21 protein-coding genes and 1 tRNA gene are annotated in these 21319 nt (G+C 63.4%); 13 read left to right on the top strand and 9 right to left on the bottom strand.

The genetic code is table 11. The annotated features are described in order from the left end of the window. Positions 1 to 2 precede the first annotated feature (2 nt). Complete coding sequence (locus tag AC22G6_RS13320; RefSeq protein WP_487367168.1) at positions 3 to 875, bottom strand: M15 family metallopeptidase; 873 nt, start codon at positions 873 to 875, stop codon at positions 3 to 5. A 128-nt stretch (positions 876 to 1003) separates the two neighbouring features. Here AC22G6_RS13320 and AC22G6_RS13315 point away from each other — a divergent pair, with 128 nt between their 5' ends. Next, the gene (locus tag AC22G6_RS13315; protein WP_487367167.1) at positions 1004 to 1702 is read left to right on the top strand and encodes a hypothetical protein; all 699 of its coding nucleotides are present in this window, start codon (positions 1004 to 1006) and stop codon (positions 1700 to 1702) included. 79 nt (positions 1703 to 1781) lie between these two features. Here the strand turns inward: AC22G6_RS13315 and AC22G6_RS13310 are convergent, their stop codons facing one another. Further along, positions 1782 to 2162, bottom strand: a complete 381-nt coding sequence (locus AC22G6_RS13310) for a rhodanese-like domain-containing protein (RefSeq protein WP_487367166.1) — start codon at positions 2160 to 2162, stop codon at positions 1782 to 1784. A gap of 94 nt (positions 2163 to 2256) precedes the next feature. Then, complete coding sequence (locus AC22G6_RS13305) at positions 2257 to 2592, bottom strand: hypothetical protein (protein ID WP_108947784.1); 336 nt, start codon at positions 2590 to 2592, stop codon at positions 2257 to 2259. 256 nt (positions 2593 to 2848) lie between these two features. Between AC22G6_RS13305 and AC22G6_RS13300 the strand changes: the two genes are divergently transcribed. Together AC22G6_RS13300 and AC22G6_RS13295 are read left to right on the top strand one after the other, a co-directional pair. Continuing rightward, positions 2849 to 3283 (top strand): ProQ/FINO family protein, encoded by a 435-nt coding sequence (locus AC22G6_RS13300; RefSeq protein WP_487367165.1) that lies wholly within the window; start codon positions 2849 to 2851, stop codon positions 3281 to 3283. Further along, positions 3283 to 3768, top strand: coding sequence for a CreA family protein (locus tag AC22G6_RS13295; protein WP_487367224.1), 486 nt, complete (start codon positions 3283 to 3285; stop codon positions 3766 to 3768). Before AC22G6_RS13300 ends, AC22G6_RS13295 begins: the two co-directional genes overlap by 1 nt. A gap of 31 nt (positions 3769 to 3799) precedes the next feature. Here AC22G6_RS13295 and AC22G6_RS13290 read toward each other — a convergent pair whose 3' ends face one another. Next, on the bottom strand, positions 3800 to 3961 hold the full coding sequence (locus AC22G6_RS13290; RefSeq protein WP_159099354.1) for a hypothetical protein: 162 nt from the start codon (positions 3959 to 3961) through the stop codon (positions 3800 to 3802). A 161-nt stretch (positions 3962 to 4122) separates the two neighbouring features. Here AC22G6_RS13290 and AC22G6_RS13285 point away from each other — a divergent pair. Next, positions 4123 to 4198: transfer RNA gene (locus AC22G6_RS13285), tRNA-Thr, on the top strand. A 324-nt stretch (positions 4199 to 4522) separates the two neighbouring features. Here AC22G6_RS13285 and AC22G6_RS13280 read toward each other — a convergent pair. After that, positions 4523 to 6586 carry a heavy metal translocating P-type ATPase gene (locus tag AC22G6_RS13280; RefSeq protein ID WP_487367164.1) on the bottom strand — a complete coding sequence of 688 codons (2064 nt, stop codon included), beginning with the start codon at positions 6584 to 6586 and terminating at the stop codon, positions 4523 to 4525. A 281-nt stretch (positions 6587 to 6867) separates the two neighbouring features. Here AC22G6_RS13280 and cadR point away from each other — a divergent pair, with 281 nt between their 5' ends. After that, positions 6868 to 7299, top strand: a complete 432-nt coding sequence (cadR, locus tag AC22G6_RS13275) for a Cd(II)/Pb(II)-responsive transcriptional regulator (protein ID WP_487367163.1) — start codon at positions 6868 to 6870, stop codon at positions 7297 to 7299. Between the two features lie 116 nt (positions 7300 to 7415). Continuing rightward, complete coding sequence (locus AC22G6_RS13270; RefSeq protein ID WP_487367162.1) at positions 7416 to 7922, top strand: LEA/WHy family protein; 507 nt, start codon at positions 7416 to 7418, stop codon at positions 7920 to 7922. A gap of 15 nt (positions 7923 to 7937) precedes the next feature. On the opposite strand, the gene AC22G6_RS13265 is transcribed toward AC22G6_RS13270, so the two are convergent. Further along, positions 7938 to 9614 (bottom strand): putative bifunctional diguanylate cyclase/phosphodiesterase, encoded by a 1677-nt coding sequence (locus tag AC22G6_RS13265; protein WP_487367161.1) that lies wholly within the window; start codon positions 9612 to 9614, stop codon positions 7938 to 7940. A gap of 319 nt (positions 9615 to 9933) precedes the next feature. Between AC22G6_RS13265 and AC22G6_RS13260 the strand changes: the two genes are divergently transcribed. Both AC22G6_RS13260 and AC22G6_RS13255 read left to right on the top strand, forming a co-directional pair. Then, positions 9934 to 10794: an HDOD domain-containing protein gene (locus tag AC22G6_RS13260; RefSeq protein WP_487367160.1), complete on the top strand. Its 861-nt coding sequence runs from the start codon at positions 9934 to 9936 to the stop codon at positions 10792 to 10794. A 65-nt stretch (positions 10795 to 10859) separates the two neighbouring features. Next, on the top strand, positions 10860 to 12500 hold the full coding sequence (locus AC22G6_RS13255) for a methyl-accepting chemotaxis protein (protein WP_487367159.1): 1641 nt from the start codon (positions 10860 to 10862) through the stop codon (positions 12498 to 12500). 82 nt (positions 12501 to 12582) lie between these two features. Here the strand turns inward: AC22G6_RS13255 and AC22G6_RS13250 are convergent, their stop codons facing one another. Then, complete coding sequence (locus AC22G6_RS13250) at positions 12583 to 13140, bottom strand: hypothetical protein (RefSeq protein ID WP_487367158.1); 558 nt, start codon at positions 13138 to 13140, stop codon at positions 12583 to 12585. 4 nt (positions 13141 to 13144) lie between these two features. Further along, positions 13145 to 13675: a superoxide dismutase family protein gene (locus tag AC22G6_RS13245; protein WP_487367157.1), complete on the bottom strand. Its 531-nt coding sequence runs from the start codon at positions 13673 to 13675 to the stop codon at positions 13145 to 13147. A gap of 170 nt (positions 13676 to 13845) precedes the next feature. On the opposite strand from AC22G6_RS13245, the gene AC22G6_RS13240 reads away from it, so the two are divergent. The 4 genes from AC22G6_RS13240 to proX all read left to right on the top strand — a co-directional run bounded on the left by AC22G6_RS13240 (position 13846) and on the right by proX (position 18478). After that, positions 13846 to 14745 carry a YihY/virulence factor BrkB family protein gene (locus tag AC22G6_RS13240; protein WP_487367223.1) on the top strand — a complete coding sequence of 300 codons (900 nt, stop codon included), beginning with the start codon at positions 13846 to 13848 and terminating at the stop codon, positions 14743 to 14745. 296 nt (positions 14746 to 15041) lie between these two features. Further along, positions 15042 to 16250 (top strand): glycine betaine/L-proline ABC transporter ATP-binding protein ProV, encoded by a 1209-nt coding sequence (gene proV / locus AC22G6_RS13235; protein ID WP_487367156.1) that lies wholly within the window; start codon positions 15042 to 15044, stop codon positions 16248 to 16250. Next, positions 16247 to 17416, top strand: a complete 1170-nt coding sequence (gene proW / locus AC22G6_RS13230) for a glycine betaine/L-proline ABC transporter permease ProW (protein WP_487367155.1) — start codon at positions 16247 to 16249, stop codon at positions 17414 to 17416. The genes proV and proW overlap by 4 nt, the downstream gene beginning before the upstream one ends. Before the next feature lie 45 nt (positions 17417 to 17461). Continuing rightward, positions 17462 to 18478 (top strand): glycine betaine/L-proline ABC transporter substrate-binding protein ProX, encoded by a 1017-nt coding sequence (gene proX / locus AC22G6_RS13225; RefSeq protein ID WP_487367154.1) that lies wholly within the window; start codon positions 17462 to 17464, stop codon positions 18476 to 18478. A 63-nt stretch (positions 18479 to 18541) separates the two neighbouring features. On the opposite strand, the gene cysK is transcribed toward proX, so the two are convergent. Next, positions 18542 to 19519: a cysteine synthase A gene (gene cysK / locus AC22G6_RS13220; protein WP_108947798.1), complete on the bottom strand. Its 978-nt coding sequence runs from the start codon at positions 19517 to 19519 to the stop codon at positions 18542 to 18544. 270 nt (positions 19520 to 19789) lie between these two features. On the opposite strand from cysK, the gene AC22G6_RS13215 reads away from it, so the two are divergent. Next, positions 19790 to 21319, top strand: coding sequence for an NfeD family protein (locus AC22G6_RS13215; RefSeq protein ID WP_487367153.1), 1530 nt, complete (start codon positions 19790 to 19792; stop codon positions 21317 to 21319).

Below are 21319 nucleotides of genomic sequence, written 5' to 3'. Positions count from 1 at the left end.
ATTCAGCTTTGGTCGTCCGTGGGGAGGTGAAGGGTGTTGCCGGCGGTGCGCGGCCTGCGGTCGTGCGCGGACGGATGGCGTAATTCGACATGGCCGAAGTCCTGCAGGGTCCAGCGCCCGCCCCAGGTGAGTCCGAGTTCCTCAGCGATGCGCCCCAAGCGTTTGTAGGCCTGCATTGCCCACGGGTCACGCTCGGATATCACGAGGCGGCCTTCGCGCAGAAATGCGCAGTCGGCAGCCAGTCCGTACTGGTGGTAGCTCTGGTGTGCCGATGCCCGGGTGACACTGTCGCCGAGGGCTGCCAGCTGATTCTGTCGGGCGGGGCTCCGGTAGCCTTCGATCAGCACCGTTTCGTAGCCATGCCGGTCGCGCATGAGCGTGAATGCGGCGAGCAGGCGCTGGCGAAACTCGGTGTCGAGGCGCATCCAGTCGCGGTTCGCGTCCGGTGTGGCCGGCCGCAGGTGCTCGACCTCACGGGTCGCGAAGATGTCGGGCGGCAATGGCGGGGGTGGAGAGAGTTGCTCACCTTCGAGAAGCGCCGCAATTCGGCTTCCGGATGTCGGGCTTCCGACCTGTTCAGGGAGCGGAAACGGCGCAATGAAGTGCGGGATGAGGAGGGCGGGGGCACTCATCAGCACAAGTGCTGCGAGCGTGAACGTCATGCGGCGTCGGATCAGCCCGCCCGCTGCGAGGAATCCTTCGATGGCGAATCGCCATGCGTCCCGTGCCTTCGCGCACCCGGTCTGCCATGGTCCGCTCATTCCTCGCATCAGTGGCGGCAGCCAGCCGAACAGCGCGCGCCGCAGCGAGGCGAATCCAATCAGGCTGATTGCAGCAGCAATGCTCAGGAAATAGGCGGACAGGACCAGGGTCATTGCGTGTTTTGCGGCTGGTTGCGCCAAAACGACTAGCGCGAGGGTTAGGGAAAAATCTTCTGCTGCGACGGGTGGAACCGGATTTTAAGACATTAGAATGTGCAAATGGCATAATCGGGCGCAAAAAAATGACAAAGAAATGGATTGGGGGTGGCGAATCCGGCCCGACACTGGTCGCGAGCGGCACGAGGACATCGAGTGCCGCCCCTTTCAGCATTCTCGACGGCCTGTCGCCGCCTCCCCGGGTGTCCGCTTGCGAGGCGCGCTGGCGTGGGTTGCCCGGCGCCGCACGGGGCTTGTTGGCGCTCGTGCTTCTGGCGCTCGCCTTCCGGCTGGGGATGATCTGCATGGCGAGCGGGGATGAGGGGGCGCTACTACCCGATGGGGGCGCAGCCGCTGCGGATCGCGCGCTGAGCGCTGTGGCGGGTGATGGTTGCGGAACTTCGGTGCCCGCGGGCGCTGCGCAAATCGCGGGTGCGACGGCCGCGTGCGCCCCGGCGGCGGCCTACGATCCGCAAGGCGCTGCCATTGACGGCGGTGTGGCCACGATCCGCGCCTTGCCAGTGACGCGAGCAGTCGACGACACGCGGCTGCCGGGGGCGTCCGCGGTCAGCGGATTGCAGGCCGCTGCAGCGACAGAAAACGGATCGGCGGCGAAACGGGCGCGGCAGGGCGCCGAACAGAAGCGGAGTGCAGGGAAAAAGGCGGAAAAAAAGACGGAGAAAAAGACCGACAAAAAGGCAGTGGCCGGCGCCCGAGCAAGCCGGCGCGATCACGATGTCGACATCATTGCCGCGATCGTTGAGGCCACAAGGCCGGCGCGGTGAATGCAAGGTCCGGCGCTACGGCCTTGGTCCGAATGCGCCAGATGCCCGGCTGCGCATCTGGCGTGGCAACCCGTCCGTCTTACTCGAAGCTCGGCAGTTCCGGCTTTGCGACAGGCTTTCCCGCCGCCGCCCAGGCATCGAATCCGCCGGCGATCGATTTCACGTCAAGATAGCCCATGTCCGCAAGCGCACACGCAGCGAGCGCGGCGCGGCCGCTGGTCTTGCAGTAAACGACTATCTTGAGGTCACGGGACGCGAGCTCGGGCATGTTGCTGAGCTTGAATTCGAGCATGCCGCGAGAGATGTGAACCGCGCCCGGGATGTGGCCGGATGCGTATTCCTCCGTCTCACGGACGTCGATCAGAACATCCGCGTCCCGAATCGCCTGATCGGCCTTCTCAAGCGGGGTTTCCTGAACTCTGGCCTTGGCTGCGGTGACGAGATCGTGCGCGGTTTTCATGGTGATTTATTCCGGTATTTGGGGGATGTCGCAGGGTTGCGTGCCTGCCTGACGCGAGGGCTGGCAGGCGCGGGGAGTCTGGTCAGACATGTGTTCAGAGGGGCGCATTCTTGTCCGGCAGGGTGTAGCCGTCGGCAATGTAGCCTGGGCCCTTCATGACGAAAACAATGAAACAGAAGATGGCGACGGTCAGCACGACGGTCCAGTGCAGCACGACAGCAGCGATCACCCAGATGTCGATCATCTGTAACGCACGGAGCGTGTCGTCGGTCTTGTCGCCCCACCAGGCCAGACGCGCGAGGAGTGAAACGCTCACACATGCGGCAGTGCCGGCAAGTGCAATCATTGGCAGTTTGCGCAAGACCTTGCGCTCCTGACCTGCAGGCTCGGTGCGCGATCCGGGCAGGCGCTTCCAGTTTTTGGTCGTCATGGTCTGTCCTGTTCAAGTGCGGACGTTTCAAACGCGGCGCGTTTCAGCCTTTCGGCATTATATAAGCAAACGATGATTGTCGTTAGCCGAGAAGACCGCCCGGTACTCAAGAGAGGGGGCGGAGCGATCAAAAGTTCTGTGCTGTGCATCACACTGCGTCGGGCGCTTGAAGCGAACACGGTATTGTCGGCAATCGGGCACCCTGCGGCGTAGCTCGGGTAGAATGCAGTCTTCAAGCCGAACAGCCCGCTGCGTCATGACAACCGAAACGCCCTCCGCGAAACCCGCCCTCGAACCCCGTGCCCTGTTGCAGAAGCTGCAGGAGCAGTCGCCGACGTTCCGCGATTGCAAGCCGCTGGCCATTCGCATCGATACCAATATTCTCGAACGCTTCCCCGAGTTCGAGAAAAAGACCCTGCGCAGTGCGCTGCGCATGCACACGGCGTCCACGCGGTATCTGAAGGCAATGGAAAAGGCGACAGAGCGCTTCGACTTCGAAGGCAACGTTGCCGGAGAGGTGACCGAGGAGCAGCGCGCTCACGCTTCGGCGACGCTCAAGGAGCGTTTTGCTGCAGCTGCCAAGCAGCAACGTGCGAAGCGCGAAGCCGAGGAGGCCGAGCGCAAGCGTGAAGAAGCCGAGCGTCGTCGCGGCGAGAAGCTTCAGCAGCTGATGACGAAATTCGGAAAATGATGTCACCTGGCCGTCTTCTTCCCGCTGCAGCCATGGTCGCCGTGCTCGTCGCGAGCGCGCCGGCCAATGCGGAGCGGGTCGGGGAAGTGTCTACGGTGTGGAAGCTGATCGGCCCCAACCACAAGGTGGTTGTCGAAGCCTACGATGACCCGCGTGTGGAAGGCGTGACCTGCTACGTCTCCCGCGCCAAGACCGGTGGTCTTTCCGGCGCAGTCGGGCTCGCAGAAGATCTGTCCGAGGCCTCGATCGCCTGCAGGCAGGTTGGTACGATTCGCTTCCGTGAGCCGATCCCGCAGCAGGAAGAGGTGTTCTCCGAGCGACTATCTGTGCTCTTCAAGCGCCTGCAGGTTGTACGAATGGTCGATGCCCGCCGCAACGTGCTGGTGTATCTCACCTACTCGGACAAGCTGGTCGATGGCAGCCCCAAGAACAGCGTGACCGCTGTTGCCGTCGATGGCAGCACGCCAATTCCATTGAGTCGCTGAACCCGCCTTTCTTCGGCGGGCTTCCTCAGCTTTACCACAGGCTGCGTTCTTGACCGGGACGCGTGCGCAACAGCCATGCGCCTGTGGCACCTGCCAGCGCCATCGCGATTGCACCGCCGGTGTTTCCGGTTCCCAGCATCAGTCCAGCCAGCAGACCAAAGCTCATCAACAGTCGATTGATTTTCGGTTCCATCGTCTCTCTCCTTGTGGGGAAATGAGACAGGGCTGTGCGCTGTCTCGATAACTGTAAGTTTATACAGTTAGTCGGAAAATGGAAGTGCTTTCTGTCGTCTGAGGCATGCGTGCCACTGGCGCTGCGCGCGAGTTCGGCTATAATCCGCGACCTGATGTGTTGCCCTTGTAGCTCAGTTGGTAGAGCAGCGGTTTTGTAAACCGAAGGTCGCGGGTTCGACTCCTGCCGGGGGCACCAATAGATTCAAGCGCTTAAGCCAGTTCCGTGGAGCTGGCTTTTTTGCGTCCTGGGCCCTTGGGCGGGTGCGAGGCGCGTCGCGCTCGCTGTAAGAATGGTGGTTTGGCCCTGTCGAACCGGTTCCCTGCCAGGCGAACGACACCCGTACGATGCGTCGTCCCCATGCGCTGTCAGCGAAACACGCACCGCCTCCCCTCCGCGCTCTCCGCGCCTCCGCGTGAGTCATGCTCTTCCGGTGGTCTGAAGCATCTCCCGGCAGAAATATTCTCCACGCGGAGCTGCGGAGCCGCGGAGGGCGCGGAGGGGCAGTGTTGATCGTGCTTGCTACTTGCGCAGCAGCCGCAAACCGTTGCCGACGACCAGCAGGCTGGCGCCCATGTCGGCGAAGACGGCCATCCACATCGTGCTCATGCCGACGACGGTGAGTGCCAGAAACACGGCCTTGATGCCCAGCGCCAGCGCGATGTTCTGCACCAGCAAGGTGTGGGTGGACTGCGACAGCCGGACGAAGGTCGCGATCTTGCTCAGGTTGTCGTCCATCAGGGCAACGTCGGCGGTTTCGATCGCGGTGTCGGTGCCCATCGCGCCCATCGCAAAGCCGATGTCGGCGCGCGCCAGTGCGGGTGCGTCGTTGATGCCGTCACCAACCATGCCCACGGTGCCCCTGGCGGAGAGTTCTTCCACGGCCTTGAGTTTGTCCTCGGGGAGCTGGTTTCCGCGGGCTTCGTCGATGCCGACCTGTTGTGCGATTGTGCTGGCGGTGTGCGGGTTGTCGCCGGTGAGCATCACGGTTTTCACGCCGAGACGGTGGAGTGCGTCGATGGCGGCGCGGCTGCTGTCCTTCACCGTGTCTGCGACAGCGAGCAGGGCGAGGACCTGAAGATCGTCGAACAGTACGACCACCGACTTTCCGGCTTGCTCAAGTGCTTCGAGCCGCGCTTCCAGTGCAGGCGAGCAGCGTCCGAGGTCGTGCACCAGACGATGATTGCCCAGCACGTAGCGCGCGCCGTCGATCATGCCGCGAACGCCTCGACCGGGAAGGGCCTCGAACGCGTCGACGTCCATGAGTGCGATATTGTCGTCTTTGGCGGTCTTTGCGAGCGCTTGCGAGACCGGGTGGTCCGAGCGTGCTGCCAGACTCGCAGCCAGGCGCCGGCAGCTTTCGCTATCGATCGTGCCAAGGCATTCGAAGTCGGTCTGCACTGGCTTGCCGTGGGTGAGGGTGCCCGTCTTGTCGAGTGCAAGCCACTTCAGTTTGCGCCCTTCCTCAAGATATACGCCGCCCTTGATCAGGATTCCGTGACGCGCTGCAGCGGCGAGTCCGCTGACGATGGTGACCGGGGTCGAGATCACCAGTGCGCAGGGGCAGGCAATGACAAGCATCACCAGCGCCTTGTAGACCCAGTCGTACCAGCCTCCGCCCATCAGCAGCGGGGGCAGGATTGCGACGCCGATGGCAATCGCAAACACGATTGGCGTATAGACGCGGGCAAACCGGTCGACGAAGCGCTGCGTCGGCGCTCTGGCGCCCTGAGCTTCTTCGACCGCGTGAACGATTCGGGCGAGGGTGGTGTTGTTCGCGGCTGCGCTGACCCGGTATTCGAAGGCGCCGGATTCGTTGACGGTGCCAGCGAAGACGCTGTCGCCGACGGACTTGTCCACCGGCAGGCTCTCGCCGGTGATCGGCGCCTGATTGACCGTCGAGCGCCCGGTGATGATGTCGCCGTCGAGCCCGATGCGCTCGCCCGGCCGGACGCGGACCACGCAGCCCACGGTTGCGGCAGATGCTGCCACCTGCTGCCAGCTGCCGTCGGCCTGCTGCATGGTCACGGTGTCCGGCGTGAGTTGCATCAGGCCCTTGATGGCGTTACGTGCCCGGTCGAGCGAGCGGGCCTCGATCAGCTCGGCAATCGTGAACAGCACCATCACCATTGCCGCTTCCGGCCATTCGCCCAGAAGGAGGGCGCCGGTGACTGCAATGCTCATCAGGGCGTTGATGTTGAGGTTGCCGTTGCGAATTGCGACCCAGCCCTTTTTGTACGTGCCCAAGCCGCAAACGGCGATGGCGGCAATCGCAAGCACGGCCGGCACAGGGCCGGGCAGACTCATCCAGTCGGCGATCTCAGACGCGAGTGCCGCAGCGCCTGCGAGTGCCAGAGGCCACCAGGGGGCGCGTGGCGTGTCGGCGACCGGCGCGGGCTGCTCGCCCGTTGCGGGCAGCTCCGGTTCGAAACCGAGCGAGCGGATGGCCTCCATGACCGGGTCAAGTGCGTTCGGCGCGTGCACCACGGTGAGTACCCGCTGCATCAGGTTGAACTCCATGGTGCTGACGCTCGCCATGGCGCCCAGCTTCTTGCGGATCAGTGCCTCTTCCGTGGGGCAGTCCATCTGCATTATGCGGATCGAGGTGCGGATGCCTTCAGCAGTGGCTGCAGGCGCAGACAGCGCGCCGAGCTGGACGAGGGCCGGTGCGCAGCAATCGGCACCTTCCGTGCAATGGCTGTGGGCATTTCCGTGAGCATGTTCGTGCTCATGCGCGTGTGCGCGCTCAGCGGTTTTTTCCGGATTGTGGTCGCAGCAGCTCGACATGGCTGAGCCTCTTCATTCGTCGTATGCTTGCATTCGACACCTTAAAGCCACTTCAGGGTCAAGCGTTTTGAGGAGGTCGCATGAAGATTGGCGAACTGGCGAGTGCGGCGAACTGCACAACCGAAACCATCCGCTATTACGAGAAGGAAGGCCTGCTGCCGGAGGCCGAGCGCAGCGCAAGCAACTACCGCAGCTATGGTTCGGCTCACCTCGAGCGCCTGCGCTTCATCCGCAACTGTCGTGCGCTCGACATGACGCACGACGAGATTCGGGCCCTGCTCACGCTGATGGACGGTCCGCTGGATGGCTGTGGCGCAGTCAATACCTTGCTCGACGAGCACATCGGTCATGTGGAAGCCCGCATTGAGGAGTTGCAGCAACTGAAGCAGCAACTGAGCACGCTCAGGCAACAATGCCAGACCGAACAGGGGCTGGACGCCTGCGGCATCCTGCGCGGGCTGGCGGCGATGGAGACGACGCCAACCGGCAAGCGGCACACCCACCTGGGGTAGCCTTTTCAGGCCCGCGCTGACCTCGATCCGCACCTGGCCCGAGCGTGGTGCGGACGCCAGCGCGTGCGGGGTGCGTACAATGCGCTGTATCACTCCCGACTTTCGAGGTGCCGGTCATGTCGATTCATTCTTCCCGTGCGTCCTTGTCCTGGCTGCATCTTGCGTTCGTCCTGCTGCTCGCGCTGTCGATCGGTGGTTGCGCCAGCGTGGTGGATCGTGATCCGGTGCGGATCAACGTGGTGGGGATGGAGCCGCTGCCCGGGGTGGGAATGGAGATCCGTTTCGGCCTCAAGCTGCGGGTGCAGAACCCCAATGACGATGCGATCGATTTCGATGGCGTGGCGCTCGAGCTGGAGCTTAACGGCAAGCCGTTTGCGACCGGCGTGAGCGACGCGCAGGGCAGTGTGCCGCGCTATGGGGAAACGGTGATCGTGGTGCCGGTGACGGTGTCGGCGATTTCCTTCGTGCGTCAGGCTATGGGCATGGTTGAGGACGAACCGGCTGACAGCGTGCCGTACGTGCTGAGCGGCAAGCTGGGCGGCGGTCTGTTTCGCGGCATGCGGTTTCGCGACGAGGGCAAGCTGAGCCTGCCAGGAACCGCGACACCACCCAAGTCCAACTAGTTGGCAGCACGCCCCTCAGCGCACCACTTCGCCGGCCTTCAATGCTTCCACTATCTCTGCGGCGGCTACCGGCTTCTGGAAATAGTAGCCCTGTACCTCGTCACATCCGGCGGCGCGCAGATAGATGAGCTGTTCGCGGGTCTCGACGCCTTCGGCGATCACGGTCAGGCCCAGATTGTGGCCGAGCGCGATGGTTGACGCGACAATGGCGGCGTCATTGCTCTGGTTGCGGATGTCGCTGATGAAGCTGCGATCGATCTTGATGACGTTGATCGGCAGGCGCTTGAGGAAGCTCAGGCTGGAAAAGCCGGTGCCGTAGTCATCGAGTGCGATCTTCAGTCCGAGCCCGGACAATGCCTCAAGCGCCTGGCGAGGGCGTTCAAAGTCCTCGACCACGCAGCGTTCGGTGATTTCGATTTCGAGCAGGTTCGCAGGAATACCGTAGTCGCTCACGACCTCGCGGATGTAATTGACAAAGGTCTGGTCACGCAACTGTTTGGGTGACACGTTGATCGCCACGGGTACCACCGAGATGCCTTCAGCCAGCCACGCCGCGATCTGGCGGCAGGTCTCGCGCAACACCCAGTTGCCGAGTTCGACCACGAGGCCCTCCTGCTCGGCGTAGTCGATGAATTCACCGGGAAATATCATCCCGCGCTCCGGGTGCTGCCAGCGGATCAGGGCTTCGAGGCTGGTAATGCGATAACCATTGAGCGAAATGCGTGGCTGATAATGGAGAACGAACTCGTCCCCCATGATCGCGCGTCTGAAACGGCTGCTCAGGTCGGCTTGCAGGATGGAGCGTGAGTTCAGCGACGGGTCGTAGAAGCGGAAGCACCCGCGCCCGGCACGCTTGGCTTCATACATCGCCGAGTCGGCATTGCGCATCAGCGCGTCAAGGTCGAGCCCGTCGCGTGGGTGCACCGCGATGCCGATGCTTGGCCGCATCTCGAGTTCGTTCCCCTCGATCTGCATCGGCGAACCGATCTCATCGATCAGTTTGTTTGCCACCCTCGCTGCGTCGTCGATGGACTCCAGTTCGGTCAGCAGCACCACGAACTCGTCGCCGCCAAGACGGGCAACGATGTCCGCCTCGCGTACCGTACCGCTCAGGCGCTGCCCCACGCCATGCAGCAGAAGGTCTCCTATGCGGTGCCCGAGCGTGTCGTTGATGAGCTTGAAGCGGTCGAGGTCGAGGAACATCATCACGAATGGCGCGTGGCTTCTCCGTGTTCTCGACAGGTGGCTGTTCGCCAGTTCGGTAAACAGCATGCGGTTGGGCAGGCCGGTGAGGTGGTCGAAGGATGCGAGCTGGTAGACCGCCCCCTTTTCTTCACGCAACTGGGCGTTCATCCGGGTGGTTTGCAGCAGGACTGCGCACTGCTCGAAATGGCGTCTGCGCCAGCGATCCACCATGGCCAGCATAACGGCCGTGCCGGCAAGCAGCAGCAGGGTCAGGGCGCGTGCCAGTCCAGAGTGCGCTTCGCCCTGTTCGGCGACATGAAGTTCCCACACGCCAAGGATCTGCATGGCGCAGAAGACGACGAGCCCGAGGCTCGTCAGCGACCACTCGTTGAACAGGCGGCGCCAGGTGGGCGCAGGACGGACGTCTGCGCACCCGGCTCCCGAGGTGGCCGGCTGCGCGGGCGTGGCGAGGAACTGATGTGGCTCGGGCGAAGTGGTTTTGGTCACGTAGTACGACTAAAGAATCAGGTGATGATGTTGCGTGCGCTGTTGCACGAAGGCCCTGATCCTCCGCCATCAAGATTGCACTTTCGTTAAACGTAACCACACTGACACACGAACCGGATTTTCCTGTGATGATGGCGTGCTATCGCCGAATCAGCGTCTCAACAGCGCCTCAATGCTTTTCGGGTGAGGCTGTGTTCTGCAACGCGATGCCGACGGCCTGCCGCATTCTTTGGTACATTCGCCCAAAAACCGCAAGTCAGGGCGCACTGCGTCGGCGCGATGGACGTCATGCGAAGGCTTGCAGCGAGGAGAGCGAGAAATGAACGAGTTCGAACAACAGGCACGCACGTTTACCGACACGATCAATGCCGAGTTGAATGACGGGCGCCTGGTCTTTCCGGTGTCGATGGAGGTGACGCTGCGCATCAAGCGCCTTGCCGATGACCCCGATTCCAGTCTCGACGAGATTGTTGCCGTCGTTCAGGCAGAGCCGGTGCTGGCTGCGAAGACCATCCGCATGGCCAACACGGTGGCACTCAACCCCTACGGTGCGCTGGTCGATTCGGTGGGCGTGGCGGTGCGGCGAATTGGCCTGTCGTCGCTGCGCAGCCTGGCGTTTGCGGTCGCATCCGAGCAGCTCGCCGGGGATCACCGCTCGCCCAACATGCGGACGCTTGCGCAGGGCTTGTGGATGCGCTCGCTGGATGTTGCCTCCTGGTGCTTCGCCCTGGCTCGCAGGACCCAGGCAAGCAACCCGGATACCGCGCTGATGGCGGGCATGCTGACCCAGATCGGACAGTTCTTCCTGATTGCACGGGCGTCCGATTACCCTGCGATGGAGCGCAATATCGACCGCTTCGCCGAGCTCGTGGATCGACTGCACGTCGATGTCGGGCGGGCCGTGCTCGATGTGTTCGACGTGCCCGAGTCCATTCTCGACGGCCTGGATGCAGAAGACGGTTACACCGGAGCATGGCCGCCGGCTGACCTGCACCACATCGTGCAGATTGCGTCGATGGTGTCCGAATTTCCCGATCCGTTCGACGGCCTGCTCGGCCGCCATCCGCAGCGGGGGCCTGCGACCACGGACGGGTTCGGCATCGATCCGGCCGAGCTCCAGTCCTTGCTGCATGATTCGCAGGATGAGCGGCGGCAGATTCTGGATGCCGTCAGGGCCTAGGTCGAAAGCGCTAAACTTTTCCCGACATGCGCCGTTAACCCTGGCCCCAGGACCGAGATACGACCATGATCAACAACCTCACTCTCAGAACCCGGATTGGCTTGCTCATCCTCGCAGCCTTTCTCGGCATCACGCTCACCAACGCAATCGCTGCGTTTCAGGTCAAGCGTGAGCTCATGGAAGGGCACAAGCTGCAGATCAGCGCGACGATCCAGGCGGCGGTCCAGCTCGTTGCCGGGTTCCACGATCAGGTCGCAGAGGGGGAGCTCCCGGAGGATGAGGCCAAGCGCCTGGCGCTGCAGGTGCTGAGCACGATGCGCTACGGCGGTGAGGACGGCAAGACCGAGTACCTCTACGTTTGGTCGACCGGCGGGGCGTCGGTCATGCACCCGTTCCGTCCGGAGTGGCGCGGCAAGAACATGAGCGAGGAGATCCGCGACGGGCAGGGGCGCTACACGATCAAGGACATTCTGGCGGTTGCCAGGTCGAGTGGCGGCGGCTTCGTTGATACCTCGTTTCCCCGCCCGGGGCAGAAGGAGGCGGTCGACAAGCTGCAGTACGTGATGGTCTTTCAGCCCTGGGACTGGATCATCGGTACCGGCGTCTACGTCGACAGCGTGGAGGCTGAGTTCAACAACCGCATGATGCGCGATCTCGGCATCGCGGCGCTGATCATGGCTTTCATCGTCGGTTTCGGGTTCCTGGTTGCGCGTTCGATTCTGCGGCAGATTGGCGGCGAACCGGCAGAGGCCGTGCGCTTGATGTCACGTGCGGCAGGGGGGGATCTGACTGTCGAGGTCGGGGCTGCGCCCGAGGGCAGCATGTTGGCGGCACTGTCGGGGATGTTGCGCGCGTTTCGCGAAATGATCGGCCAGATCTCGGGCGAAGCGAGCCGGCTTGCGAGCACGGCCGAAGGCATCACGCATGCCTCCGACCAGGTCGCGATTGCGGCACACAGGCAGGCCGACTCGACCTCGTCGATGGCTGCGGCAATCGAGCAGATGACGGTTTCGATCAACCACATCTCCGACAACGCCAAGGACAACGAACGCGACTCGAACGCCGCGTCCGAGATGGCTGAAAGTGGCGAACAAAAGGTGGCGAACGCCACCAGCGAGATGCATCACATCAGGGCGTCGGTTTCGGCCGCGGCAGATCAGTTGCGCTCGCTTGAGAGCCAGACCAACCAGATTTCCTCGATTGCGAACGTGATCAAGGAGATCGCCGCGCAGACCAACCTGCTTGCCCTGAACGCGGCGATCGAGGCTGCACGGGCAGGCGAGCAGGGACGCGGGTTTGCTGTGGTGGCCGACGAAGTGCGCAAGCTGGCCGAGCGTACGTCGAGTGCAACCGAGGAGATCGGCGGCATGATCGGCGCGATTCAGGCCGATACCAGTCGGGCCGTGGGGACGATGGAGCAGGTGCTGCCGCAGGTCGAGCACGGCGTGGGGCTTGCGCAGGACGCAGCGCAGTCGCTCCGTGACATCCGGCACGGGGCGGACAACATGCTCAACCGCTTGCGCGATGTCGCCACGGCAACGCACGAGCAGAGCGCCGCGAGCGATGCGATCGCGCAGCAGGTCGAGTCCATCGCCCAGATGGTCGAGGAGACCAGCGTGTCGATGCAGAACACCTCAGAGTCGGCTCATACGCTGGAGCGTGTTGCCAAGGATCTGAGCGCCATGGTTTCGCGCTTCAAGCACTGAGGCTGCCACTGCAGGGCGGGATGTGTCCTGCGATCCGACCCCCGACCCGAACGCATACACGGGCTTGGCCCCGGGCCGAGGCTCAGGAGTGAAAGGTTTCGAAGTGAAGTGCGATATCGCAGGTTCGCCCACCGCCAAACCAGCGGGCGACTGCGCGGGCGCCGCCTGCGAAACGGTAGGAATACTCGTCTGAAACGGGTTTCTGCATATGGACGGCAGGCTCGAAGGGGCCGAGACGTTCGCGCAGCGACGCTGCAAAATCGCTTCCCAGTGCCTCGCAGGCGGCTGCACTCCCTGCCTTGGGCAGAGGCCCAAGCGGCAAGGCGATAATCTCCTCGATGCGACCATCGGTGCCGGCCATGGACATCACGCTCAACGCGCGATGAGCGACGGTCAGCTGCACAGTGACCTGGTCGCGGGCATCGCAGCCCGGTCCGACATGGGCTGCGGCAGGGTCGAAGCGGAGCGCGTCGGCGGCTGCGTCGCGCAGCGGACGCTCCAGCAGGAAGGGGCCAACGCCCTGCGCCTGAAAATCCGGCGCTCGCCCCTCCATTTTCGCCACCGACATGCCGCTGCCTGTCACCAGCAGGCAGGAAGCTGTCACGCAAGCGGCCGGCAGCAGCACATGCCGGCGCTTCATCGGGCTACTCGGCCTTGACCACGCCGCAGGCGATGCGCGCACCTGCCCCCCCGATCGGCTGGGTCACGTGGTCGTCCCTGTTCTCGTGGATGACAATCGCTGCGCCGTCGGCGTCGAGCAGGGCCGGCCTGTCGCCTGCGCCACGCAGGCTGGCAAGCGAGGTGAACATCTCGGCCTCGACCGAGCCGTCCGCGTGCACGAAAATGACCGGCAGGTCACCTGCGTCCGGCCCCTCGGGGTTCATCAGACCGTGTTTCTTGCCGGTCGGGTTGAGGTGCCCCTTCGAAGCGACAAAGCCCTTGTCCGGGTCTTCACACGTGCCGACGCTGTGGATGTGAATGCCCTTTGCGCCTGGCGCAAGACCCTTCACAGACACCTGGATCAGGATTCCGGTGGGCGCTTCGGTCAGGGTGATGCTTCCGGTCGCCTTGCCGCTGCGGTCGATCAACTCGGCACTGGCGCGGTCGGCAGCACCCGCTGCGCTGACCGTGCCGGCCAGGAGCAGGGCAAGAATCAGTTGTGATGGCCTATGCATGGTAGTTAGTCCCCTGTCTGAGTTGGCGCGTGATTTCAGCATAGGTGATGCTGCGTGCTTCGCCCGCATTTCTTCCCTTGTCACCGGACGGGTGGGGATTCGCCGCGAGGGCTTGCCCACTTGCCCGTTGATCGGCTACAAGAATCGAAACGGACATGAGGCTGGCTGCGATGATGGGGTGGATGCGTTACTGGTTGGGCGTGGTGAAGGCGACGGTGCGGATCTGGCTGGACGCACAGGTGTTCATTCATGCGGCGGCGCTTGCCTTCTTCACGGTCTTTTCGGTGGCGCCGGTGGTGATCGTTGCGGTCAGCATCGTCGGCCTGGTGCTGGGCGAGAGCGCTGCGCAAGGACAGATCGCCCAGCAGCTCGAAGCGGCCATCGGGCCGGAAGCCGCTGCCGCGGTTCAGACCGCAGTGGAGGGCAGCCGGGTGGAGCGCAGCGGCATCCTGCCCACGCTGGCAGGCATTGGTGCCATGCTGTTTGGCGCAACGACGGTGTTCGCGCAGATGCAGAACTCTCTCAATGCGATCTGGGGTGTTGCGCCGCGCCCGTCGCGCAGCAGCTTGCTGGTGTTCATCAAGGGCAGGCTGCTGTCGCTGACGGTGGTGCTCGGGATCGGATTCGTGCTGCTGGTGTCGCTGCTGCTCAGCGTCATCGTGCGTGCGGTGGTCGTGTTTGCCCAGGACTGGCTGCCAATCCCGCCGCCGTTGTTGCTAGGCGTCGATGGCGTGGTGTCCCTGGTCGTCGTCACGCTGTTGTTTGCGACGATTTTCCGCGTCTTGCCCGACGTGGTGCTGGCATGGCGGGATGTCTGGCTGGGTGCGGTGGTCACGGCGCTGCTGTTCGGCTTCGGACGGATGCTGATCGCGCTCTATCTGTCGACGACTGCCACCGCCTCCACCTATGGCGCTGCGGGCTCACTGGTTTTGCTGCTGATGTGGGTGAACTACTCGTCCCTGATCCTGCTCCTGGGCGCTGCTTTCACGAGGGCAAATCTGCAGGCACGAGGGCTTCCGGTGCGGCCGCGCATGACGGCCGTGTGCGTGGAACGTGCGGTCGTCGAGTAGCGGGAGCGGGCCGCAGGGGTCGCGCTGGCAGCATTGGCGAAGCCTGTGTACCATGCGAGCACGATGGGGCAAATAATATTTGCGCAAAAATGTGTGTTACAATTGCAGCTTCAAAACTATTTATGCTGGCCTTCCAGGTACATATGACAAACCATGTGTGCCTGCCTGCGACCCGGCGTTACCGGTTGCCCTGAAGTCCCCAATCTCGGACTTCCTCCCTGGCTTCAAGCAGGGGTAGAGCGCCACCGGTTACCCCCTGTATCCAAGTACCGTGTCGTGGCGCCAGCGCCCATTCGATGCAGGCAAAACTCGTTGTCAAGAATTTATACAAGGTTTTCGGGGATCATCCCCGCGATGCCATGAAGCTGGTGGAGGAGGGGCTCGACAAAGCCGAGATCTTCTCCCGTACCGGTCAGACGCTTGGCGTCAACAATGCTTCGTTTGAAGTCTATGAGGGCGAGATTTTCGTCGTCATGGGCCTTTCCGGTTCCGGGAAGTCTACGCTTGTCCGTTTGTTGAACCGTTTGATCGAACCCACGGCTGGCCAGGTGGTGGTCGATGGGCAGGACATCGCCAAGATGTCCGATGTCGAATTGCGCGAATTCCGGCGCAAGCACATGAGCATGGTGTTTCAGTCCTTTGCGCTGATGCCCCATCTCTCGGTGCTCGACAACACTGCATTCGGCCTGATGCTGGCCGGCGAACCCGAGGCCAAGCGCAACGAACGCGCCATGGTCGCGCTGGAGCAGGTCGGTCTGGCGCAGTGGGCCGCAAGCTATCCCGACGAACTGTCGGGCGGCATGCAGCAGCGGGTGGGTCTGGCGCGCGCGCTGACCAACGATCCTTCGGTACTGCTGATGGACGAGGCCTTCTCGGCACTCGACCCGCTGATCCGTGCCGAAATGCAGGACGAACTGGTCAAGCTGCAGGCGGGTCAGAAGCGCACCATCATCTTCATCTCGCACGACCTTGATGAAGCCATCCGTATCGGCGACCGCATCGCGATCATGGAAGGCGGGAACGTGGTGCAGGTCGGGACGGCAGAAGACATCCTGCGCAATCCGGCCAACGACTACGTGAAGTCCTTCTTCCGCGGCGTCGACGCAACCTCGATCCTGTCGGCCGCGGATATCGCGCGCCGCACCCAGATCAACATCATCGACCATGCCGGCATGGGTGTGCGCAGCGCACTGGAGCGGTTGCGTACCCACGATCGCGAATTCGGCTACGTGGTGAGCCCCGACCAGCGCCTGATGGGTGTGGTGTCGATCGATTCACTGAAGAAGGCTGCGCGCGAGAGCGAGAACCCGAAGCTGCGCGACGCGTTCCTGCCCGATGTGCAGGTCGTCGCACAGGATCAGTCGATTGCCGAACTCTATGAGCCGCTGACCAAGCATCCCTACGGTCTGCCCGTGGTGGACGAGAAGGGACGCTATCGCGGTTCGATCACCCGCAACATGATGCTTGAGTTCCTGCATCAGCAAACCTCGGAGGCGACTCAATGAGCGAGCAGAACAGCGCCAATCCGTGGGCCGCGACAACGGAAACGCCGGCCGAAGCGCCGGCAGCAAACCCCTGGGCCGCCACGTCTGAAACCCCGGCCGCAGCACCTGCCGACAATCCCTGGGCCGGTGCCGCACCTGCGGACGGGCCGGCTGCGCCTGCCGGCGGCGAGGCCGCGAACGACTGGCTTGCGCAGTCGGTGCCAGCCTCGGATGTACCCGACAAGCCGTTTGACTGGTTGCAACCCTTCGACAATGCGGTCATTCCGCTCGACGACTGGGTCGACTCCGGTCTGACCTGGGTGGTCGATCACTTCCGTCCTGCGTTTCAGGCGATCCGGGTGCCGATCGACGCCACGCTGACCGGTATCGAGCATGGCCTGCTCGCCGTGCCCCCGCTGCTGATGATTGCCTTGATCGGTCTCATCGCCTGGCAGGCCAGCGGACGGCGCCTGGCGATCGGTTCGGTCCTGTCGCTGCTGATGATCGGCTTCATCGGTGCCTGGAGCGAAGCCATGGTGACGCTGTCGCTGGTGCTGACCTCGGTTGCGTTCTGCATGGTCATCGGTTTGCCATTGGGTATCGCCATGGCGCGCAGCGATCGTCTGGAGTCGGTTGCACGACCACTGCTCGATGCGATGCAGACCACCCCTGCGTTCGTGTACCTGGTTCCGGTGGTGATGCTGTTCGGTATCGGCAATGTGCCCGGCGTGGTGGTGACCATCGTGTTTGCGCTGCCGCCGCTGATCCGTCTCACCAACCTCGGCATCCGGCAGGTGCGTGCTGACCTGATCGAAGCCTCGCGCGCATTTGGCGCATCGCCGTGGCAACTGCTCACAAAAGTGCAACTGCCGCTGGCCATGCCCACCATCATGGCCGGTATCAACCAGACCCTGATGCTCGCGCTGTCGATGGTGGTGATCGCCTCGATGATCGCAGTGGGCGGTCTGGGGCAGATGGTGCTGCGCGGCATTGGCCGCCTCGATATGGGACTGGCGACAGTCGGCGGTCTCGGCATCGTGATTCTGGCCATCATGCTTGATCGCATCACGCAGGCAATGGCAAGTCCGGGTCGCAAAACCGGGCGCTGGTATCAATCGGGTCCGCTCGGTCTGTTCTTTGCGCCCCGGCGCACCAACAGCACCGGCGATGCGGCGAAGAGTGCGTAATTTCGCGTCTCAATTCGTCACTGACCATTCACAAAGGAGTTACATATGCAAAAGAGAAATTTCCTGAAGCAGATTCTGGGCGGTGCAGCCCTCGTTCTCGCCACTGCCGTGCCGGTCCACGCCGTTGCTGCGGAGATGCCGGGCAAGGGCGTCAAGGTCCAGCCGATCAAGAGCTCGATCGCCGAAGAAACCTTCCAGACCGAACTGGTAATGCGTGCGCTGACCGATCTTGGCTATGACGTGGCTCCGATCAAGGAGATCGAATACGCGGCCGGTCATATCGCGCTCGGCAATGGCGACGCGACCTTCATGGCTGACCACTGGAACCCGCTCCACGTCGATTTTTACGAGAAGGCCGGTGGCGACGCCAAGCTGTATCGTGAAGGCGTGTATTCCGGCGGCGCGCTGCAGGGCTACCTGATCGACAAGGCCACTGCTGACAAGTACAAGATCACCAGCATCGACCAGCTCAAGGATCCGAAGCTCGCGAAGCTGTTCGATACCGACGGTGACGGCAAGGCTGACCTGGCCGGTTGCAACCCGGGCTGGGGCTGCGAAAAGGTGATCGAGCATCACCTCGATGCCTACGGTCTGCGTGATCGCATCACCCACAAGCAGGGTTCCTACGCAGCCATCATCGCTGACACCATCGCCCGTCAGAATCAGGGTGAGTCCGTTCTGTACTACACCTGGACGCCGTACTGGGTGAGCGGGGTGCTGGTTCCGGGCAAGGACGTGACCTGGCTCAAGGTGCCGTTCTCCGCACTGCCGGGTGAGCGCAAGAACGTTGATACCGCGCTGCCTGATGGTTCGAACTACGGCTTCCAGGCCAACAACCAGCACATCGTGGCCAACCGCGCCTTTACCGATGCCAACCCGGCAGCGGCCAAGCTGTTTGCCATCATGAAGCTGTCGAACAACGACATCAGCGCTCAGAACAAGCGCATGCGCGACGGTGAGAACAAGGCAGCCGACATCACGCGTCACGTCGACGCCTGGGTGAAAGGCCATGCCGACACCTACAAGAGCTGGCTTGATCAGGCTCGTGCCGCTGCCAAGTAAGCGGCAAACGGCAAAATGAAAAAGGCGACCCGCGGGTCGCCTTTTTTGTCGCTGCTGCCCTGATCAGGCGGCCCGGCCGCTTTCGTCGAAGAGGCCGTCGAACAGCACCGTGCTGAGGTAGCGCTCGCCCGAATCCGGCAGCACGACCACGATGGTCTTGCCGGCATGCTGCGGGTCGCGGGCGAGGCGGGCGGCAACCGCGGTCGCTGCGCCGCAGGAGATGCCGCACAGGATGCCTTCCTCGCGCGCGAGGCGGCGGGCGTATTCGACCGCGTCCTCGTTGCTGACCGTTTCCACCTGGTCGATCAGCGACATGTCGAGCACGTCGGGGATGAAGCCGGCGCCGATGCCCTGGATCTTGTGCGGTCCGGGTTTCAGTTCATCGCCGGCGAGCTTCTGCGTCATGATCGGGCTGGCCGAGGGCTCCACGGCCACGCTCAGGATGGCCTTGCCGCGGGTTTTCTTGATGAAACGCGATACACCGGTAATGGTGCCGCCGGTGCCGACGCCCGACACCAGGATGTCGATCTCGCCGTCGGTATCGTTCCAGATTTCCGGACCGGTAGTGGCTTCGTGGATGGCGGGGTTGGCCGGGTTCTTGAACTGCTGAAGCAGTACATAGCGATCGGGGTCGGCGGCGGCGATCTCCTCCGCCTTCGCGATGGCGCCGGCCATGCCGCGCGCGCCTTCTGTCAGCACCAGCTTGGCACCGTAGGCCACCAGCAGCTTGCGGCGTTCGATGCTCATCGTCTCCGGCATGGTCAGCGTCAGCGGAATGCCGCGCGCCGCGGCGACGAAGGCGAGCGCGATGCCGGTGTTGCCGCTGGTCGGCTCGACAAGTTCCTTGCCCGGGCCGAGCAGGCCACGGCGGTCTGCGTCCTCGATCATCGCGGCGCCGATGCGGCACTTGACCGAATAGGCCGGGTTGCGACCCTCGATCTTGGCCAGCACGGTTGCCTGTGCGCCATCAATGACGCGGTTGAGCCGCACCAGCGGGGTGCGACCAATCGACTTTGCGTTGTCGGAATACCAGTTCGACATTCTCGTGACTCCAGTTCTTCAGTGTTGATTTTTGGTTGTCGTGCATGCCCGCGCGCTCAGCCAGCGTCCGGGGTGCAGCGCAGCTGCCTGCGGGACGCCATTGCGGGCAATCGCACATAGGTTAGCGAATCCAGCGGGTATAACGAAGCAAGAAAATCGAATAACGATCGGACGTACTGCGCTGAACTTACCTGGGAGCGAGACACTCCGAATACAGAAGCACATCAAGGTTTTCCGTTTCCGGTACGTGCAAGATCGGGAGGTGGCTGAATGATGCGGAGGTGGTTCTCGAGGGTTTTTCAGGCGGGGCTGTTGCTGTTGGCAGCACTCGTTCTTCCTGCCGGCAGCGCTGCACAAAGCGCTGCGCCCGGTGGTGAGGTGCTGGTGCTCAGGATCGACGGCGTGATCGGGCCGGCGACGGCCGACTATGTGCAAGCCGGGCTCGCCCGCGCGGCTGAACGCAAGTCGGGGCTGGTCGTGCTGGAGATGGATACGCCCGGTGGTCTCGATACCGCAATGCGCTCGATCATCAAGGACATTCTTGCCTCGCCGGTTCCGGTTGCAGGCTTCGTGTCTCCCGAGGGCGCCCGTGCAGCCAGCGCGGGGACCTACATCCTTTACGCCAGCCATATTGCTGCGATGGCGCCAGCCACCAACCTGGGGGCGGCGACGCCGGTCGCGATCGGCTTTGGCGGCGCGCGTCCGGGAAGCGGTTCTCCGGACGAAGACGGCGAGTCCGCGCGTGGAGAGAAGGCGCTTGCCGAAGCGGCGAAGTCGATTCTGTCGTCCGCATCGGACAAGGACGCTCCCGATGAGGCAACAGGGCAAGGCGATGCCGCGCCGGGCGACGAAGAAACCAAGGCGCCGGCCGCAAAGCCTGCAGCAAAACCAGCCGCCGGCGGCGACGCGATGGCGGCCAAGTCGGTGGCAGATGCGAGCGCATACATTCGCAGCCTGGCCCAGCTGCGTGGTCGAAACGTTGAGTTCGCCGAGCGTGCGGTGCGCGATGCGGAGAGCATGAGCGCGGCGGAAGCGCTCGAGCAGGGGGTGATCGAGTTCGTCGCGACCGATCTGTCTGACCTGCTGGCTCAGATCGATGGTCACGAGGTGAAGATGGGTGAGCGCACGGTCGTCCTTTCTACCGCACAGGTCGCCATCGAGCGTGTCGCGCCCGACTGGCGCAATCGCATTCTCGGCACGCTCGCCAATCCGCAGGTCGCGCTGATCCTGATGATGATCGGCATCTACGGTCTGTTCTTCGAGTTCACATCGCCAGGCTTCGGGGTGCCCGGTGTGGCCGGCGCAATCTCGCTGATGATCGCGCTGTACGCCTTCCAGCTGTTGCCGGTCAATTGGGCCGGGGTGCTGTTGGTGGCGATCGGTGCGGGCCTGATGCTGGCCGAGGCCTTCGTGCCGAGCTTCGGTGTGCTCGGGGTCGGGGGCATCGTCGCCTTCGTGGTAGGCGGACTGTTCCTGATGGATACCGAGGTCCCGGGCTTCGGGGTGCCGCTCGCGCTGGTGGCCGGACTGGCGCTTGCGAGCGCGGCCGTGCTGCTCGCCATCGGCAGCTTTGCGGCACGCAGTTTCAAACGGCCGGTCGTCAGCGGGCGCGAGGAGATGGCCGGCGCGCAGGGTACCGTCATCGGCGATGCCGGAGGCGGCGAGTGGTGGGTGAGGGTGCATGGCGAAAACTGGCGCGCGCACTCGGATGTGCCACTGGTGCCGGGCGCCCGGGTTCGGGTCGACCGTCTGGACGGACTCATCGTGAACGTGTCGCCCGCCGGCACCTCACCAAACTAG

Source organism: Parazoarcus sp. PS-13 R2A (assembly GCF_057621855.1).
Note: the sequence above shows the minus strand (reverse complement) of the source record. Positions and strands in the feature narration are given on the sequence as shown.

Bases quoted from the DNA above. Each gene is read 5' to 3' on its own strand.
- AC22G6_RS13250 (WP_487367158.1), bottom strand. From the start codon at position 13,140: ATGAAGCGCCGGCATGTGCTGCTGCCGGCCGCTTGCGTGACAGCTTCC.
- cadR (WP_487367163.1), top strand. From the start codon at position 6,868: ATGAAGATTGGCGAACTGGCGAGTGCGGCGAACTGCACAACCGAAACC.
- AC22G6_RS13255 (WP_487367159.1), top strand. From the start codon at position 10,860: ATGATCAACAACCTCACTCTCAGAACCCGGATTGGCTTGCTCATCCTC.
- AC22G6_RS13320 (WP_487367168.1), bottom strand. From the start codon at position 875: ATGACCCTGGTCCTGTCCGCCTATTTCCTGAGCATTGCTGCTGCAATC.
- AC22G6_RS13290 (WP_159099354.1), bottom strand. From the start codon at position 3,961: ATGGAACCGAAAATCAATCGACTGTTGATGAGCTTTGGTCTGCTGGCT.
- AC22G6_RS13310 (WP_487367166.1), bottom strand. From the start codon at position 2,162: ATGAAAACCGCGCACGATCTCGTCACCGCAGCCAAGGCCAGAGTTCAG.
- AC22G6_RS13260 (WP_487367160.1), top strand. From the start codon at position 9,934: ATGAACGAGTTCGAACAACAGGCACGCACGTTTACCGACACGATCAAT.
- AC22G6_RS13215 (WP_487367153.1), top strand. From the start codon at position 19,790: ATGATGCGGAGGTGGTTCTCGAGGGTTTTTCAGGCGGGGCTGTTGCTG.
- cysK (WP_108947798.1), bottom strand. From the start codon at position 19,519: ATGTCGAACTGGTATTCCGACAACGCAAAGTCGATTGGTCGCACCCCG.
- AC22G6_RS13270 (WP_487367162.1), top strand. From the start codon at position 7,416: ATGTCGATTCATTCTTCCCGTGCGTCCTTGTCCTGGCTGCATCTTGCG.
- AC22G6_RS13240 (WP_487367223.1), top strand. From the start codon at position 13,846: ATGATGGGGTGGATGCGTTACTGGTTGGGCGTGGTGAAGGCGACGGTG.
- AC22G6_RS13300 (WP_487367165.1), top strand. From the start codon at position 2,849: ATGACAACCGAAACGCCCTCCGCGAAACCCGCCCTCGAACCCCGTGCC.
- proW (WP_487367155.1), top strand. From the start codon at position 16,247: ATGAGCGAGCAGAACAGCGCCAATCCGTGGGCCGCGACAACGGAAACG.
- AC22G6_RS13245 (WP_487367157.1), bottom strand. From the start codon at position 13,675: ATGCATAGGCCATCACAACTGATTCTTGCCCTGCTCCTGGCCGGCACG.
- AC22G6_RS13305 (WP_108947784.1), bottom strand. From the start codon at position 2,592: ATGACGACCAAAAACTGGAAGCGCCTGCCCGGATCGCGCACCGAGCCT.
- AC22G6_RS13280 (WP_487367164.1), bottom strand. From the start codon at position 6,586: ATGGACTGCCCCACGGAAGAGGCACTGATCCGCAAGAAGCTGGGCGCC.
- AC22G6_RS13315 (WP_487367167.1), top strand. From the start codon at position 1,004: ATGACAAAGAAATGGATTGGGGGTGGCGAATCCGGCCCGACACTGGTC.
- proV (WP_487367156.1), top strand. From the start codon at position 15,042: ATGCAGGCAAAACTCGTTGTCAAGAATTTATACAAGGTTTTCGGGGAT.
- proX (WP_487367154.1), top strand. From the start codon at position 17,462: ATGCAAAAGAGAAATTTCCTGAAGCAGATTCTGGGCGGTGCAGCCCTC.
- AC22G6_RS13295 (WP_487367224.1), top strand. From the start codon at position 3,283: ATGTCACCTGGCCGTCTTCTTCCCGCTGCAGCCATGGTCGCCGTGCTC.